Origin of the sequence: Pseudomonas sp. G2-4 (assembly GCF_030064125.1) — a bacterium.
Classification (GTDB): Bacteria; Pseudomonadota; Gammaproteobacteria; order Pseudomonadales; family Pseudomonadaceae; genus Aquipseudomonas.
The window spans coordinates 2,434,083-2,450,165 of the sequence record NZ_CP125957.1; the positions used below are offsets into that span (position 1 = coordinate 2,434,083).

The window sequence follows — 16,083 nt, forward strand, 5'->3', positions numbered from 1 at the left end:
ATAGACGGCCAGCAGGAAGGAACCCGGCAGCGAGGCAAGCTGTCTCGTTGTAGGGGAGTATCCTCAACGCCTGATGCGCGCTCTGGCATCATGGATGTCAGTTATTTTGGGGCTATGCTCTCGCCGAGGCCGATGTGGATCAAAACCGTCGTAACGACCTTTCCCTGGATGGTGTGAATTTTTTTCTCGCCGATGTGCGCGACGGGCTGGGTCCTTACCTGGCGATCTATTTGTTGGCGGTGCACCGTTGGGAACCGGCCAGCATTGGCGTGGTAATGACGGTGGCGGCCATCGCCGGGCTCGTTGCCCAGGCACCCGCCGGCGCATTGATCGACGGGGTGCGCAGCAAGCGCGCCGTGGTGGCCGCTGCGGCGTTGCTGGTAACGCTGGCTTGCCTGGTGCTGCCATTCACCTCTTCGTTCGGCCTGGTGGCATTGACCCAGGCGGTCAGCGCCGTGGCGGCTTCGGTATTCGCCCCGGCCATTGCGGCGATTTCCCTGGGTATTACCGGCCCCAGGGCCTTCACGCGGCGCACCGGGCGCAACGAGACTTTCAACCATGCGGGTAACGCTTGTGCCGCGTTACTGGCCGGTGGGTTCGCCTGGTTGTTCGGGCCTATCGCGGTGTTCTACCTGATGGCGGCGATGGCCTTGGCCAGCGTCGTGGCAGTCAGTTGCGTGTCGGCCAAGGCCATCGACCATGATGTGGCAAGAGGGCTCGAGGCCGGGCAACCGGCCCAGGGGCCGATGCCCTCGACGCTGCGCGTGCTGCTGGATAACCGCACACTGCTGCTGTTCGCCATTTGCTGCGGGTTATTCCACCTGGCGAACGCGGCGATGCTGCCCCTGGTCAGCCAGAAACTCGCCTTGGCCAATGCACACTTGGCCACGCCGCTGACCTCGGCCTGTATTGTCGCGGCGCAGTTGGTCATGGTGCCCATGGCCTGGCTGGTTGGCGTCAAGGCCGATGCCTGGGGACGCAAGCCGCTGCTTCTGGCGGGTTTCCTGATCCTGCCGATTCGCGGCGTGCTGTACGTGCTCTCGGACGATCCTTACTGGCTGGTGGCCGTGCAATTGCTGGACGGCATCGGCGCCGGGCTGTTTGGCGCGCTGTTCCCCTTGGTGGTCAAGGACCTGACCCAGGGCACCGGGCACTTCAATGTCAGCCTCGGTGTGCTGTCGACCGTGTTCGGGCTCGGTGCCGCGTTGAGCAACAGCCTGGCCGGTTTCGTGGTGCAGGGGGCCGGCTACAGCGCTGCGTTCCTGACGCTGGCGGCGATTGCGACATTGGCATTTGGACTGCTGCTGGCCATGCCAGAGACCTTTACACCCAGTCGCGCTTCACCGTCCGATTCCCCGCCCGTGCCTGAGGGTGAGATCGCCTGAATATAGGCATGCAGAGCCACGTTCCGCCCTCACGTTCGAAAATGCCCCACCAACCGCTGCTGATGATTCGCCATGTCATACAGCGAGTGGCTGGTCTGCGAGGCGTCCTGCATCTGGCTGGTCAATGTTTCGCTGATGCTTCGAATGTCACTGACGCGATGGCTGATGTCTTCCACGACGGCACTTTGCTCCAGGGCAGCGCTGGCGATCTGCTGGTTCATTTGCTCGATCACTTCCACGGCGTCGGTGATGTGCTGCAGCGCTGCATGGGTTTGTTCGACTTGAACGACGCTGCCCCTGGCCAGTTCGCGGCTCAGTTGGGTGCTGTGCACCACATCCTGGCTTAACTGTTGTAGCGCTTCGATCACCGTGCGTATTTGCTCGACCGAGTTTTGGGTGTTGCTGGCCAGGTGTCGAACTTCGTCAGCCACCACCGCGAAGCCACGGCCCTGTTCACCCGCCCTGGCCGCTTCGATGGCGGCGTTCAAGGCCAGCAGGTTGGTCTGTTGGGCAATGGCACAGATGACGTCCAGTACCTGGTTGATCTGTTGGCTGTTGTCAGCCAGCGTCTTGACTTGTCCAAGCGTTGTTTCCAGGCGTCGGTCGAGGGTATCGATGCTGTTGACGGCATCGGCGAACAACGCTCGTCCTGATCGGCTGGCGTTTTCGGCGACGGTGGCGGCATCAGCCGCTTGGTGGGAGTGGCGGGCAACTTCCTGGGCGCTGGTGCTCATTTCATGCAGTGCGGTGGCGGCCAGCTCGACTTCCCGATACTGCTTGTGCATGCCCGCGCTGACGTCCCGGGCAACCCGCGCGGACGTGTCGGCGGTGTCCCGGGTGTCCAGGGACGCTTGCTGGATATCCCGGATGATGGGCTGCAATTTGTCGAGAAAGCGATTGAACCCATTCGCCAGGTGGCCCAGTTCATCGCTGCGCTCGTTGGGCAGGCGCTGGGTGAGGTCACCGTCGCCTTCGACAATGGCATCGAGCATATGCGCCACTGTGAGCAGCGGTCGGGTCACACCGTAGGCGGTGAGCCAGATGAGTAGCAGGCCCAGGCTGCTGGCGAGCAATCCCAGGCTGAGATTGAACCAGTTCGCCTGGCGCTGCTTGTCGTCCAACTGGGCCTGCATCGCCAGGGCAGGCGCCTGTACAAGGGCTTCAGGCACCCGTATCTGTAGTTGCCAAGGGGCGTTTGCGGCGAGGGTTTGCACCGCTTGCCGCACGTCCACGGAGGCGGCCGATACCGCGCCGCTGTGACCGGCCACTTGCCCGGACGCAGAAAGAATACTGATTTCGCTGTGGCCGGGGTACAAATCCTCAGCCAGGCTGGCGGCGAGTTTCTGGAGTGTGTCGAGACTGATGTCCATGCCCACGACGCCGATGGTCTTGCCCTTGTCTATCAGCGGCACCGAAATGCTGCTCATGAGGGTTTTCTGGCCCTCGACTTCGACCGCATAAGGTTCTGTCACGCAGGTGCGCCCCTGGGTTTGTGGGCAGACGTACCAAGCGTTCGCCGGTTCGCTGCCCGCCGGTGCATCGTTGGCGGCGATCTGGGCTTCGCTGAGCACCTCTTGAACCAGGTTCCCAGGCTGACTTTGCGACCAGTAGAGGGCAAAGCGGCCTGTTTCGTTACTGGCCAAGCTACGTTGGCCGGAGAAACCTGCGTCTTCACCCGCCAGCGCGTCGGGAAGCAGCACGACGTACAGGCCGAGGGCTTTCTCGCGTTTGAGCAGCGCCTGGCGGGTCACACCGATCAGGTCGTGGCGCAGTTGCTCGGGAGTCAATCGCCCGTTCAGGGTCTGGGCACGCAACTGAAGCACCGCTTCAGCAAATCCTTCTCCATAGAGCGCCGTTTCGTTGAAAAAACGTTCCACCCGCTGGCCGTGGGCGAGGGCTTGGGCTTGTAGACGCTCCAGGGCCGATTGCCCAAGCAGCTGACTGCTCTGCAATTTCAACAGCTTTGCGCTCTGTTGATTCTGATACAGGGAGGCACCGGTCAATGCGCCGACGACGGCCAGCAGGGACAGTCCACTCAAGAGGGTGATCCGCCATTGGATAGTGAGGCGAGCGAAAAGCATGCTGATATTCCTGCGCTTGGGCTTCAATTTGCGCGGGCCAAAGCCTGTTTCGGGCATTGGAAAGGGGCGACCCACTGGTTTTTATTGTTTGTGGCCGGCACCCGGTTTGAGGGGTGGGCAAGGCTATCTTGCAGGAGGAAGAGCGGGGCGGTTATCCCGAATCGGCAACACCTGTCGGGTTGCGAGCATCGTGCTGACCTACTTTGGGGCGGCGCTTGTGATGCTGCCAATTTGGGATAGCGAAGGGTTTTGGCGAGGGCATAGCATCGAAACCAGCGTGCAACCAGAACAATAAGCTGCTGGAGAACGGTGAACCTGGCCGTGCCCCGATCCCGCAACAACTGCCTCATACAATAAGGTTAAGAAAAAATGAGTGTATCTATCCCGATCAACAGCTCGACGGAGTTGAGGCGAGGCGCCTTGGGTGTCGGCTTCATCATTTTCTTTGTGGTATCGGCGGCGAGCCCCTTGAGCGTCATCGCCGGGGGCTTCCCCATTGGCATCATGCTGGGTAATGGCGCCGGCACGCCCGCCTTGTTGGTCTTGGCGCTGTTGGTGTTGCTGGCTTTCTCGGTGGGGTACACCACCATGTCCCGCCACCTGACCAACGCGGGCGGTTTCTACGCGTTCACCGCCCGTGGCCTCGGTGGCCTGGCCGGCGGGGGGGCGGGGGTGTTGGCGATGTTTGCCTACAACATTCTTCAGGTCGGTCTGTATGGCATGTTCGGCGGTGTCGTCAGTGGCACGATGGCCAGTGTATTCGGCCTGGAGTTGCCCTGGTGGTGCTATTCGCTCCTGGCAATGGCGAGCGTTGCGATTCTTGGCTACCGCAAGATCGACCTTTCTGCTCGCGTGCTGTCGGTGGTGGTCATTGCCGAGTACCTGGCCATCCTGACCCTGGATTTCGCCATTCTCAAGGCGGGTGGTGACAGTGGCATCAATCTCGATTCGTTTGACCGCAGCCATGTCTTCAGTGGCACGCCGTCAATTGGCCTGCTGTTCTGTTTCGCCGCTTTTATCGGCTTCGAGGCCACCACCATTTACGGTGAAGAAGCCAAGAACCCACACCGCACCATTCCGATTGCCACCTACAGTTCGGTGTTGTTGATCGGTGGTTTCTACGCCTTGTCGGTCTGGTCGATGGTGGTGGGCGTGGGGGTCGACAAGATCGTTCCGACCCTGCAGGCATTGCAGGATCCCACCACCTTCATTTATGGCATGTCCGATCATTTTGTCGGCCCGCACCTGACCCAGATCATCCGCGTGCTGTTCATGGTCAGCATCTATGCCGGGCTGCTGGCGTTCCACAATGCCGCCGCCCGTTACTTCTATGCCATCGGGCGTGACGGCCTGTTGCCTCACCGGTTGGGGACCACCCACCGCGTCCACCAGAGTCCGCACATGGGCTCGGCTCTGCAAAGCCTGATCGCTGCCGTGGTGGTGCTGATTTTCGCCGCGTTGGATGCCGATCCGATCCTTCAACTGTTCGCCTGGTTCTCCAACCTCGCCACGCTGTGCGTGATTCTGCTCATGGCGCTGACCTCGGCTGCGGTGTTTGTCTATTTCCAGCGCCATCCGGAACTGAAGCTGGGCATCTGGCGCGGTCGGATCTTGCCGGGCTTTTCCTGCCTGGCGTTGTTGGCGGTCCTGGTGCTTGCAGTGCTTCATTTCGATGTGCTCACCGGTGCCAGCAAGCTCTTGTCTTACGCCCTCTGCGCCGTCATCCCCGCTGCGTTGATCGGAGGCGTGTTTCTGGCAGCCCGTCTGCGCAAAGTATCGCCCGAGCGGTTCATGGCGCTGGGTAGCCACAAGCTCTAGGGCATCACGCCGCACTGTTCAACTTTCACGAAATACCGGTCCGCGCTGTTCGGGACGGCCCGTCAGCGCGCGAAAGGGAGGTTTTTATGCACGATTATCAAATGCTCATCAATGGGGTTCGGGTCAGGGGTGAAAAGGGCCACTTTGATGTGCTCAATCCGGCGACGGGCACCGCATTCGCCCAATGCCCGGCGGGTTCCCTGGCTCAGCTGGACCTTGCTGTCGACGTGGCTCGGGCGGCCTTCAGCGAGTGGCGTCACAGCACTCACGAGGACCGGCGCGAGCGCCTGCTGAGCATCGCTGCCGACATCGAGCAGGACGCCGACGCATTGGCCCGGCTCATTGTGCTGGAGCAGGGCAAACCACTGGCGCTCGCGTTCTTCGAAGTCATGGGGGCGGCCGCCTGGACACGTTATGCCGCCGAGCAGCAGATTCCCGTGGAGTTGGTGGAAGACACCCCGACCCAGCGCATTGAGCTGCATCGCAAGCCGTTGGGTGTGGTCGCGTCGATCACCCCCTGGAATTGGCCGTTCATGATCGCCGTCTGGCACATCATGCCGGCGTTGCGTGCCGGCAATTGTGTGATCAGCAAGCCGTCGAGCCTGACCCCCTTGAGCACGCTGCGCCTGGTGGAAATCATCGCCTGCCATGTGCCTCGGGGCGTGATCAACGTCGTGACCGGCGAGCAAGGTTTCGGCAGTGCGATCACCGCGCATGCCGGTATCGACAAGATTGTATTCACCGGCTCGACGGCCACTGGCCAAAGCGTGATGCGTGGCGCTGCCGGCAATCTCAAGCGCTTGACGCTGGAGCTGGGCGGCAATGACGCCGCCATCGTACTGCCTGGCACGCCGGTCGAGGCGGTGGCCGAAGAGATTTTCCAGGCGGCATTCCTGAACATGGGGCAGACCTGCGCCGCCCTCAAGCGTTTGTACATACACCAATCCCAATACGAAGAGTTTGCCGAGGCCCTGACGCGCATTGCCGCGCGTCAGACGGTGGGGGACGGCCTGGAGCCAGGCGTCGATTTCGGGCCGGTGCAGAACCTCGAACAGCTCAAGCTGGTGGAGGCCCTGGTGGCTGATGCCCGTGCCCGTGGGGCCCGGGTGTTGTGCGGTGGCGCGCGCCTGGACCGCCCGGGCTTTTTCTATCCGCCAACCCTGGTCGCCGATGTGACAGACGGGCACCGCCTGGTCGATGAGGAACAGTTCGGTCCGGTGCTGCCCTTGATTGCCTACCAGGATGTCGAGGATGTCCTGCGCCGCGCCAATGCCAGCGATATGGGCTTGGGTGGATCGGTCTGGGGCGCGGATGTCGAGCAGGCCCAGGCGTTGGCCTGTCGCCTTGAAAGCGGCGTGGCGTGGGTCAACTGCCACGCCCAGATCCAACCGAATACGCCATTTGGCGGCAGCAAGATGTCCGGGTTCGGTGTCGAGTTCGGCCTTGAAGGGTTGCTGGAGTTCACGGGCCAGCAACTGCTGTACGTACGCAAGCGTGAAACTGAGTGAGGACTTGAATCATGTATGAGAAATACAAGACAGCGCAGAAGAAGTTCTGGCATCCGATGAGTTCTTCGGCGCCGGCCAACCGCTCCAATACCTTGATCATTGCCCGGGGTGACGGTAACTACATCACCGATATCGATGGCCATCGCATGCTCGACGGTGTCGGTGGTTTGTGGAACGTGAACGTTGGCCACAACCGGGCTTCAGTGAAGGCGGCCATCGCCGCGCAGTTGGACGAGCTGGCGTATTACCAGACTTTCGACGGCATCGCCCATCCGCGGGTGTTCGACCTGGCCGAGCGACTGACGTCGATGTTCGCCCAGGAAAACATGGCGCGGGTGTTGTTCAGTTCCGGCGGTTCCGACGCGGTCGAAACGGCCCTGAAAATGGCCCGCCAATACTGGATTGCCAGCGGTGAGCCGGGGCGCACGCGCTTTTTGTCGTTGCGCAATGGCTACCATGGCGTGCACGTGGGCGGTACATCCGTGGGCGGCAATGGCGTCTATCACTACAACCACGGGCCACTGCTGGCGGGCTGTCATTTGCTCGATACGCCTTGGCTGTACCGCAATCCCTGGGACTGCCGCGATCCGGAAGAACTGACCGCTCACTGTGTTCGCCAGTTGGAAGACCAGATCGCGCTGCTCGGTCCGCAAACCATTGCCGCGTTGATCGCCGAGCCGGTGCAGGGAGCCGGTGGCGTGATCGTGCCGCCAGCGTATTACTGGAAGCGGCTGCGCGAAGTCTGTGACCGCCACGGTATCTTGTTGATCGCCGATGAAGTGGTCACGGGGTTCGGCCGCACCGGCTGCATGCTCGGCAGTCGGGGCTGGGGCGTCGCGCCTGACGTGCTGTGCCTGGCGAAGGGCATTACCGCCGGCTACATCCCCATGGGCGCCACGCTCTTCAACCAGCGCATCGCCGACGCCATCGAGAACGGCCCGGGCTTCAGCAGCGTGATCATGCACGGTTATACCTACAGCGGACACCCGACGGCGTGTGCGGCGGCCTTGGCGGTGCTGGACATCGTCGAAGCGGAGGATTTGCCGGGCAATGCCGGGAAAGTCGGTGCCCAATTGCTGGAGCAACTGCAGCCGCTGACCGAACGTTATGCCGTGGTGGGCGAAGTGCGCGGCAAGGGCTTGATGATCGCCGTGGACCTGGTCGCGAACAAGGTCACGCGCGAGCCACTTGACCCCGCCAACGGCCTGGCCTCGCGCATTGCCGAGCACGCGCGTCGCGCCGGCGTATTGATGCGTCCGATAGGCAACAAAATCGTGATGTCGCCACCGCTGACCCTCACCTCTGACGAGGCCGCCATGATGGTCGGTGCGTTGGACAGCGCGCTCGCCGACTGCCGCTAGCCTGTAGGCCGGCGCAGCGTGCTGCGTCGGCTCCTGAATATAAAGACAGCCTTCAAAGGCGCACCACAAGGAGCCCCAGCTATGCGAAACCTATCGCGTATGGAATTTTTCGGCAGTGGTCTTGCCTGTACGTTGGCGCTTTGCGCCGCGAGTCAGGTCCAGGCCTATGAGTTGTATGCCGATGACGACACTCACCTCAACGCCGACATGCTGGCCGTGTTCGGCCATTTCAACAGCCGCAAGAACTACGATGGCAGGCCAGGCGGTTCAACCTGGCGCGAAGGCTTCATCAAGTATGGCGTCAGCGGTGACCAGGGCCTGGCCGGCCATGGCACCGCCTACGGCGCGTTCAGCCTGGTCAGTTCCGCCACCTGGGGCGATGGCGACGCTGCCGGCAATACGCTGGGTAGCGAGCGCACGACGAAGATCGAAGACGCCTACCTGGGGTGGCGTTCCGCCGATCTGTTCCCCGTGCTGGGGCAGGACGGTGTCGATATCTCCGGCGGCCGCCAGGTGGTCAAGCTGGGCAGGGGGTTCCTGATCAACGACGACGGGCCGAACCTGGGCAAAGGCCCGGCCGACGGCCGCTTGAATCGTGGTGGCGCCTATTACCTGGCCGCCCGGCACGCCTTCGATCAAACCGCCGTGCTGCGTCTGGGCGGGCAGGACGGGCTGCATGGCAGTGTGTTGTGGCTCAAGTCCGACAACCGTGCCCAGGCTGAAACCGAACTGGCCGCCGGTACGCTGGACTACACCACCCAGGCCGGGACATTGGGGTTGACCTGGATCCATGGTCTTGATGTGAATGATCGCTGGGCGAGCGATTTCCAGCGGCAACGCAAGGGCATGGACGTCTACAGTATTCGCGGTGAAGGCGACGCCGGCATCGAGAATGCGAGCCTGGCGTTCGAATACGCCTGGCAGGACAAGGACGCCGGCCCGCAGAACGCCTGGTACGCCGAGGCCGGCTACACCTTTGCCGATCTCGCCTGGGCACCCAAGCTGACGTACCGCTATACCCGCTATTCGCAGAAGTGGGACTCGCTGTTTACCGGTACGAGCATGGGCTACGGCACCTGGTTGCAGGGTGAGGTCGCCGGTAACTACGCCGGGCCCTTCAACACCAACACGGGTATTCATCATGTCGGTCTGACAGCCAAGCCGCTGGAGAACCTGACCCTCGGTGCGTTGTACTTCGATTACAACACCGTACGTAAAAGCAACGCCCTGAACCTGGATGCCCGTGAGCTGGATCTGTATGCCGAGTGGGCCGTCAACGAGCATTTGATCGTCACCCCGCTGATCGGCCTCTACAAGCCGGATCGGGATGCAACGACGGGGGGCAATCAAGTGGCGGGCAATGGCACCAACCTGTACAGCCAAGTCACCGTGGCCGTGCCGTTCTGAGGCAGGGGGTGTTCGATAAACCCGGTGGTGAGGGAGCTTGCTTCCGCTGGACTGCGCAGGCCCAAAAAAGGGGGGCCGCTACGCGACCCAGCGGGAGCAAGCTCCCTCGCCACAGGTTTTCAGTGCATCCGCTCGGCGATTCGCCGGGTGGTTTCCATCACCATTTCAATCACGGTCTCCTGGCGCAGCAGTTTGAAACTGTGGCTGCTGCCCACCGCCGAAAGGCTCCCCACCACCTCGTCGAGTTCTGGATTGATGATCGGCGCCGCGATACCGGTCAGGCCTTGATTGAGTTCGTCGTGGGTCAGGCAATAACCGTCCTTGCGAATCTTTTTCGTCGCTTTGGAAAAGCTTGCCCAGTCGTAAGTATTCTCGGGGTCGTTGGCCATATGTTCTTCGAACAGACGCTGCAGGCGTCGACCCTTCTGGAAGGCAATCAGCACCTTGGACTGCGCACCGCGAAAAAACGGCAGCGGGTGGCCGCGACCGAATGAAAAGTGGTAAGTGCCCGTGGGTTCGGTGATGTAGGTATTGATGATGTGGCCGTCATAGAAAACGCTGGCGAACACCGCCAGGCCGGTCTCTTCGGACAGCTCGTGCATCAGCTCGCGGCCTGCCACGAGGATCGGGTCGTACTGACGCATCATCCAGTCGAGCTCGATGATGCGCGGCCCCAGGCTGTAGCTACCGGCATCCACCCGGACCAGCAGGCCGGCGTCGCACAGGTCCTTCACATAGCGGTACACGGTCGCCCGTGACAGGCCCATGCGTTCGGCAATGGTGTCGGGGTCGATCTTCAGCCGTTCTGGGCCGAAGAGGTCCAGGACACTCAGCATTTTACTCAGACTGCTCATTTGGCTCCTAAGGGGGCAGAGGCGCGCAGGTGGCCGTTGGGTGAGCACTATAGGTAGACGCGCCAGTGATGGAAAGCCTGCTCACTCGATGAGAAAGGCGCTGACACGTTACTTCAGGGTTTGAGAAATACAAACATCTTTATCGATCTCGAGCCGATAAAAACGTATTAAAATCTCAAAATAAGAGTTTTACGTAAAAAAACAGCTTGTTTTGTGGGTTTGCATGTGTGATAAATCTCAGCCATTGCAAACGCTCGAACAAGAGGGCAGGAAATGAATGGTGCGCAACTGATAGTGAAGGCGGCGGTGGCAAGCGGTATCGAGTACTGCTTCGCCAATCCCGGAACGACCGAAATTCCCTTGGTGGCAGCCATGGCCAGTGCCCCAGCCCTCAAACCGGTGCTGTCCATGTTCGAGGGGGTATGCACCGGGGCCGCGGACGGTTATGGCCGGATCGCCGGCAAGCCGGCCATGACCCTGACCCACCTTGGGCCCGGTTTTGCCAATGGCATCGCCAATCTGCACAACGCCCGTCGCGCCAATACGCCGATCGTCAACGTCATCGGTGATCACGCGTCATGGCACGTCAATTACGATCCGCCGCTGGCCAGCGATATCCAAGCGCTGGCCGGGAGTGTTTCAGGGTGGGTGCGCACCTCGCGCACAGCCTCAGGGATAGGGGAAGACTTCCAGGAAGCGGTGCGTGCCGCCTGGCAAGCCAAGGGCCAGATCGCCAGCTTGATTCTGCCGATGGACCTGCAAGCCAACCCTGTGGAAAGTGAGAGCGCCTTCACTACGTTACAGGCCCCGGTTCGTCGTTTTGCCGGTGACCGGATCGAAGCCGTGGCCCAGGCGCTGCGCAATGGCCAGCGTCTGGTTTTTATCGTCGGCGACCAGGGCTTGTCGGTCGCGGGTCTCGAAGCGGCGGGGCGTCTGGCGCAATTGCCGGGCGTGCGTATGTTCGCCGAAACCTTTCCGCGCTTGAGCTATCGCGGTGGTGGTTTGCCTGACCTGGATCGCTTGCCTTACTTCCCCGAAGTGGCCATTGAGATCCTTGATCAATACGACGCGGTGGTGTGCGCCGGCGTTCCGGACCCGATCAGTTACTTCGGCTACGAAGGCATCCCCTCTCGCCTGGCAGAACGTGACCGCCTGCTCTGCCTGGCAGAAGTGGGGGACGATGTGGCGGGGGCGCTCACGGCCCTGGCCAATGAACTTGAAGCGCCGGCGTATGTGCCCACGCCGATGGGCGTCGAGCTGCCGACCGCTGAAGCCGAACTGACGCCTCAGTCGATAGGCCAAGTGTTGGCAGCGTCTCTGCCGGACGACTGCATTGTTTCTGTAGAGGGTGGCACCTGTGGCTATCCCTTCTTCACCGCCTCGGCCCATGCCGCGCGGCATCGAGTGCTGACCAACACCGGTGGGGCCATCGGCCAAGGCATTCCGGTGGGATTTGGCGCCGCCCTGGCAGAGCGTGGAAACCGGGTGTTCTGCCTGCAATCCGACGGCAGTGCCCAGTACACCATCCAGACCTTGTGGAGCATCGCCCGCGAGCAATTGCCGGTGGTGATCCTGATCGCGGCCAACCATCGCTACGCGATCCTGCAGAACGAACTGCGTCGCTTTGGCATGACCGAGTTGGGCCCCGAGGCCCTGAGCCTGACTGTGCTGGACCGCCCCCGTATTGACTGGAAGGCCCTGGCCAAAGGCTACGGCTTGCCGGCCAGCACCGTACACACCAATGCCGAATTGCAGCGAGCCCTGGCCAACGCCAAGGCCGACGGCGGTCCGTGCCTGATTGAAATGGCGCTGTGAAGGAGGGGATATGAGTCAGATCCAATTGCTACCTGCCGTCGAAAAATTCCTGGCACAACCCGGGCGCCTGTTTATCGGAGGCACCTGGCAGGACGCCGCCAGCGGCCGCCGGTTTGCCGTGGAAAACCCGGCCAATGAATGTGTGCTGGCTGAAGTTGCCGAGGGCGGCGAACGCGATGTGGATACGGCCGTCGCGGCCGCCCGTGCGGCCTTTACCGGTGTCTGGGCGCAGCAGTCGCCGGCCCAACGCGGCCTGTTGCTGTTTCGTCTGGCCGAACTGCTCGATCAGTATCGCGAAGAGCTGGCCCAACTGATTACCCTGGAAAACGGCAAGCCGATTGCCACGGCCCGTGGTGAAGCGGCGAGCGCGGCCAATATCATCCGCTACTTCGCCGGCTGGCCGACCAAGATCGAGGGCAGCACGCTCCCCGTCTCGCCTTCCAGTGGCGCACCGATGCTCAACTACACCTTGCGTGAGCCGGTGGGCGTCTGCGCGTTGATCGTGCCGTGGAACTTCCCGTTGACCATGTGCGTGTGGAAGCTCGGTCCGGTGTTGGCGACCGGGTGTGTCGCGGTGCTCAAACCCGCTGAACAGACCCCACTGGTTGCGATTCGCCTGGTGCAATTGATCGAGGCCGCCGGCTTTCCGCCCGGGGTGGTCAACCTGGTCACCGGGCTTGGTATTCATACCGGCGCACCCCTGGCCCAGCATCCCGACGTGGACAAGATTGCCTTCACCGGCTCGACCCAGGTGGGGCGGCTGATTGCCCAGGCGGCCACCGGCAACATGAAGAAAGTGTCGCTGGAGCTGGGAGGCAAGTCGCCCAATATCATTCTGCCGGACGCCGATATCGTCCGGGCTGCCAAAGGCGCCGCCGATGGCATTTTCTACAACCAGGGCCAGGTCTGCACCGCCGGATCGCGTCTGTACGTGCACGCCAGCGTGCTTGATCAGGTACTCGAAGAACTCCAGCGCCACGCGGCCGCCCATGTGCTGGGCCCCGGACTGGATCCGGCCAGCAGCATGGGGCCGCTGGTGTCGGCCCGGCAATTGGGTTCGGTCAGTGCCTATCTGCAACGCGGCCAGGAGGAGGGCGCCGAGCTGATCTGCGGCGGCGCTCGACCGGCCCACCTGGAACGCGGCCACTTTATCCAACCCAGCGTGTTTCTGGACCGCGCTGAGCGTGCCTGTGTCGCCCGCGAGGAAATCTTCGGCCCGGTGCTAACCGTCATGAGTTGGACCGAGATCGATGAATTGGTGCTGCGCGCCAACGACTCGCCCTACGGCCTGGCGGCCGGTCTCTGGACCCGTGACTTGCGCTCCGCCCATCGGGTGGCGGCGCAATTGAAAGCTGGGTCGGTGTGGATCAACTGCTGGAACGTCGTCGACCCGGCCTCGCCCTTTGGTGGCTACAAGCAATCCGGGTGGGGACGGGAAATGAGTAAAAACGTGATCGATGCCTACACCGAAACCAAAAGTGTCTTCGTCGATCTGGCCTGAGCCGAATAATCACAAGAGGAACTGCTATGGATCTGGAATTGCAAGGCCGCGTGGCGATCGTCACGGGCGGTGGTATGGGCATCGGCAAGGAAGTCGCGCGTTTTCTGTCCCAAGAGGGCTGCAAGGTGGTGATTTGCGCACGGCGCATGGAGTTTCTCCAGCAGGCCGCCGAGGAGATCACCGCCCAGACCGGCAACGAAGTGCTGCCTTTGTTCTGCGACACCAATCAGATGTCGGCCGTGTCGGACATGGTCGACGCCGCGCACAAGCACTTCGGGCGCATCGACATCCTGGTCAACGGTGCCGCGGCGCCCTCGGGCGTGGTGCGCAATGACATCGAACATGCCGGCGACGAAGAGTTGCTGTCGGACCTCAACACCAAGGTGATCGGTTACTTCCGTTGCGCCAAGGCCGTGACCCCGCACATGAAGGCGGGCGGCTTCGGTCGCATCATCAACATCGGTGGCCTGACCGGGCGCAGCAGCAAAGTCCTCTCGGGCATGCGCAACCTGGCCATCGCCCACATGACCAAGACGCTTTCCGACCAACTGGGTCCTTCCGGCATCACCGTCAACCTGATCCACCCCGGTGTGGTGGACACCCCGCACATCCAGGAGCTCTACGAGCGCGAAGGCATCAAGCAGGGCAAGACACCCGGTCAGGTCGAACAGGGGTACATCGACGCAACGCCGATTCGACGCACGTTGGCCCCCATCGAAATGGGCTGGCTGATCGGTTTCCTGGCATCCCCCAAGGCGGGCGCCGTGACGGGTGAATCCATTGGCATCGATGGCGGCTTGACGCGTGGCATCTTCATTTGAGGAGCAGCAGTGATGAGTAACGGAACCCTTTTAGTTGCAACTGTGGGACAGGCGGTGATCCGCAGTGCCGACGATGGGCGTACCTGGCATCGTCTTGGCCTGGGACAGGACCTTGAATTCGATGCGATCACTCGCTCCCTGAGTGTCCATCCGGGTGCTCCCGAAGTGATCTATGCCGGTACCGACATTGGCCTGTGCGTGAGTCATGACACCGGCGGCCACTGGCAGCAGGTGGACTCGCCGTTCAATGGGCAGACTGTCTGGAAGGTTGCCGTCGATCCACAGGATGCAAAGCGTATTTTCGTCGGCACGGGTGCACCTTCCCGTGCCGTGTTGTGGCGCACCCTCGACGGCGGCCAGAGCTGGGATCGCGCGCCGGTGGAGATTCCGGAGTTCTGCGATGGCGTCAGTCGCCCGCGCTTGCTGGCCTTCGCTTACGACCCGACAGATCGCGACCAGCTCTGGTTCGGCCTGGAAGAGGGCGGGTTGTTTCACAGTCGTGACGGCGGCGATAGCTGGACCCGTGTCGACGATCGGCTGCTGTGGGACTACAACTCGGACATCCACAACATCCTGGTCCTGCCCAACCACGGCCAGAAGGTCATCGTGGTGGTGTGTGTCAACGCTGTCTACCGCAGCGTTGATGAGGGACAGACGTGGACCGGCATCGAGGCCCGCGAAACCTTCGGCCTCTACTACGTGCGCGCCATGAGCGCACCGCTGGGCAGCGAAAACACTCTCTACCTGAGTATCTCCGACGGTACACCCGGCACCACCAGCAAGGTGCTGATCTCCCGGGATGCGGCCCTCAGTTGGGAGGTGCTGCCGCTGTCACAGCAACCCAACTCGTGTGTCTGGGCCATTGCCGTCAATCCGGCTGACCCGCGCCAGATAGTCGCCGGCACCAAGTACGGGCACCTGTTCACGTCCGAGAACGGCGGTGACGGCTGGCAGAAGCAGTGGCGCGAGTTCAGTGAAATCGCTGATGTGCTCTGGACGCCGGCCGTGGCGCAGATCAAGTCCGGGCACCAATCCATCATCAAGAAGAACTGAGGTATCGCGCGATGAAAGTCGACGTCGTTCGTACTCACCTGTCGCTGTTCGTGAGTGACCCGGAAACGTCGGCACGTTGGTACGCCGATGTGCTGGGCATGCACGAGAGCGCCCGGGGTGAGAGCTGGATCATGATGGCGTTTGGTGCCAAGCATCACGACATCGCCCTGATCCGCGCAGAGCCGGGAGCCCATCAGGGCGGACTGGGCCTGCAGCACTACGGGCTGGAGATCGCTGGCGACATGACCACCCTGCGCCAGCTCTACGGCATGTTGCTCGCCAAGGGAATCGAAGTGGTAAAGATCACCGACCACGAAATCGGCAACGGCGTGTACTTCAACGACCCCGACGGCAATCGCATGGAATTTTTTCTCGAGACCGAACACGACGACGCGCAAGGCAAGGCACGTTTCAAGGCCGCCGGCGCGCCCAGCCGAAATTTTGATCTCGATCCCCTTTGACTCGATCCCTTTGAAGAG

At 62.0% G+C, this 16,083-nt stretch carries 12 protein-coding genes and 1 pseudogene; 10 read left to right on the forward strand and 3 right to left on the reverse strand.

Annotated features, from left to right (window positions below):
* The first annotated feature begins 134 nt into the window (after positions 1-134).
* Complete coding sequence (locus QNH97_RS11050; RefSeq protein WP_283556833.1) at positions 135-1,385, forward strand: MFS transporter; 1,251 nt, start codon at positions 135-137, stop codon at positions 1,383-1,385.
* Between the two features lie 29 nt (positions 1,386-1,414).
* Here the strand turns inward: QNH97_RS11050 and QNH97_RS29465 are convergent, their stop codons facing one another.
* Entirely contained in the window at positions 1,415-2,170 is a 756-nt protein-coding gene (locus tag QNH97_RS29465; RefSeq protein WP_502944537.1) for a methyl-accepting chemotaxis protein, read from the reverse strand.
* A 150-nt stretch (positions 2,171-2,320) separates the two neighbouring features.
* Positions 2,321-3,523: pseudogene (locus QNH97_RS29470) on the reverse strand (cache domain-containing protein); the annotation flags it as partial.
* 312 nt (positions 3,524-3,835) lie between these two features.
* Between QNH97_RS29470 and QNH97_RS11060 the strand changes: the two are divergent.
* From QNH97_RS11060 to QNH97_RS11075, 4 genes are all read left to right on the forward strand, one after another.
* Positions 3,836-5,284, forward strand: a complete 1,449-nt coding sequence (locus QNH97_RS11060) for an APC family permease (RefSeq protein WP_283556835.1) — start codon at positions 3,836-3,838, stop codon at positions 5,282-5,284.
* Between the two features lie 86 nt (positions 5,285-5,370).
* The gene (locus QNH97_RS11065; protein ID WP_283556836.1) at positions 5,371-6,792 is read left to right on the forward strand and encodes an aldehyde dehydrogenase family protein; all 1,422 of its coding nucleotides are present in this window, start codon (positions 5,371-5,373) and stop codon (positions 6,790-6,792) included.
* Positions 6,793-6,803: 11 nt separating this feature from the next.
* On the forward strand, positions 6,804-8,153 hold the full coding sequence (locus QNH97_RS11070) for an aminotransferase class III-fold pyridoxal phosphate-dependent enzyme (RefSeq protein ID WP_283556837.1): 1,350 nt from the start codon (positions 6,804-6,806) through the stop codon (positions 8,151-8,153).
* 81 nt (positions 8,154-8,234) lie between these two features.
* Positions 8,235-9,560, forward strand: a complete 1,326-nt coding sequence (locus QNH97_RS11075; RefSeq protein WP_283556838.1) for an alginate export family protein — start codon at positions 8,235-8,237, stop codon at positions 9,558-9,560.
* A 119-nt stretch (positions 9,561-9,679) separates the two neighbouring features.
* Here QNH97_RS11075 and QNH97_RS11080 read toward each other — a convergent pair whose 3' ends face one another.
* Positions 9,680-10,414: an IclR family transcriptional regulator gene (locus tag QNH97_RS11080; RefSeq protein WP_283556839.1), complete on the reverse strand. Its 735-nt coding sequence runs from the start codon at positions 10,412-10,414 to the stop codon at positions 9,680-9,682.
* Positions 10,415-10,687: 273 nt separating this feature from the next.
* On the opposite strand from QNH97_RS11080, the gene QNH97_RS11085 reads away from it, so the two are divergent.
* From QNH97_RS11085 to QNH97_RS11105, 5 genes are read left to right on the forward strand one after another with little or no spacing between them, the layout of a single operon-like run.
* Positions 10,688-12,229, forward strand: a complete 1,542-nt coding sequence (locus tag QNH97_RS11085) for an acetolactate synthase large subunit (protein ID WP_283556840.1) — start codon at positions 10,688-10,690, stop codon at positions 12,227-12,229.
* A 10-nt stretch (positions 12,230-12,239) separates the two neighbouring features.
* The gene (locus tag QNH97_RS11090; protein WP_283556841.1) at positions 12,240-13,730 is read left to right on the forward strand and encodes an aldehyde dehydrogenase family protein; all 1,491 of its coding nucleotides are present in this window, start codon (positions 12,240-12,242) and stop codon (positions 13,728-13,730) included.
* 26 nt (positions 13,731-13,756) lie between these two features.
* Complete coding sequence (locus QNH97_RS11095; RefSeq protein ID WP_283556842.1) at positions 13,757-14,551, forward strand: SDR family NAD(P)-dependent oxidoreductase; 795 nt, start codon at positions 13,757-13,759, stop codon at positions 14,549-14,551.
* A gap of 12 nt (positions 14,552-14,563) precedes the next feature.
* On the forward strand, positions 14,564-15,604 hold the full coding sequence (locus tag QNH97_RS11100; RefSeq protein WP_283556843.1) for a VPS10 domain-containing protein: 1,041 nt from the start codon (positions 14,564-14,566) through the stop codon (positions 15,602-15,604).
* An 11-nt stretch (positions 15,605-15,615) separates the two neighbouring features.
* A complete protein-coding gene (locus QNH97_RS11105) occupies positions 15,616-16,065 on the forward strand; it encodes a VOC family protein (RefSeq protein ID WP_283556844.1) in 450 nt (149 codons plus the stop codon).
* The last annotated feature ends 18 nt before the right edge of the window (positions 16,066-16,083 follow it).

Coding starts and splice junctions, on each gene's coding strand:
- QNH97_RS29465 (WP_502944537.1), bottom strand. CDS start 2,170: ATGCACAAGCAGTATCGGGAAGTCGAGCTGGCCGCCACCGCACTGCAT.
- QNH97_RS11060 (WP_283556835.1), top strand. CDS start 3,836: ATGAGTGTATCTATCCCGATCAACAGCTCGACGGAGTTGAGGCGAGGC.
- QNH97_RS11065 (WP_283556836.1), top strand. CDS start 5,371: ATGCACGATTATCAAATGCTCATCAATGGGGTTCGGGTCAGGGGTGAA.
- QNH97_RS11070 (WP_283556837.1), top strand. CDS start 6,804: ATGTATGAGAAATACAAGACAGCGCAGAAGAAGTTCTGGCATCCGATG.
- QNH97_RS11075 (WP_283556838.1), top strand. CDS start 8,235: ATGCGAAACCTATCGCGTATGGAATTTTTCGGCAGTGGTCTTGCCTGT.
- QNH97_RS11080 (WP_283556839.1), bottom strand. CDS start 10,414: ATGAGCAGTCTGAGTAAAATGCTGAGTGTCCTGGACCTCTTCGGCCCA.
- QNH97_RS11085 (WP_283556840.1), top strand. CDS start 10,688: ATGAATGGTGCGCAACTGATAGTGAAGGCGGCGGTGGCAAGCGGTATC.
- QNH97_RS11090 (WP_283556841.1), top strand. CDS start 12,240: ATGAGTCAGATCCAATTGCTACCTGCCGTCGAAAAATTCCTGGCACAA.
- QNH97_RS11095 (WP_283556842.1), top strand. CDS start 13,757: ATGGATCTGGAATTGCAAGGCCGCGTGGCGATCGTCACGGGCGGTGGT.
- QNH97_RS11100 (WP_283556843.1), top strand. CDS start 14,564: ATGAGTAACGGAACCCTTTTAGTTGCAACTGTGGGACAGGCGGTGATC.
- QNH97_RS11105 (WP_283556844.1), top strand. CDS start 15,616: ATGAAAGTCGACGTCGTTCGTACTCACCTGTCGCTGTTCGTGAGTGAC.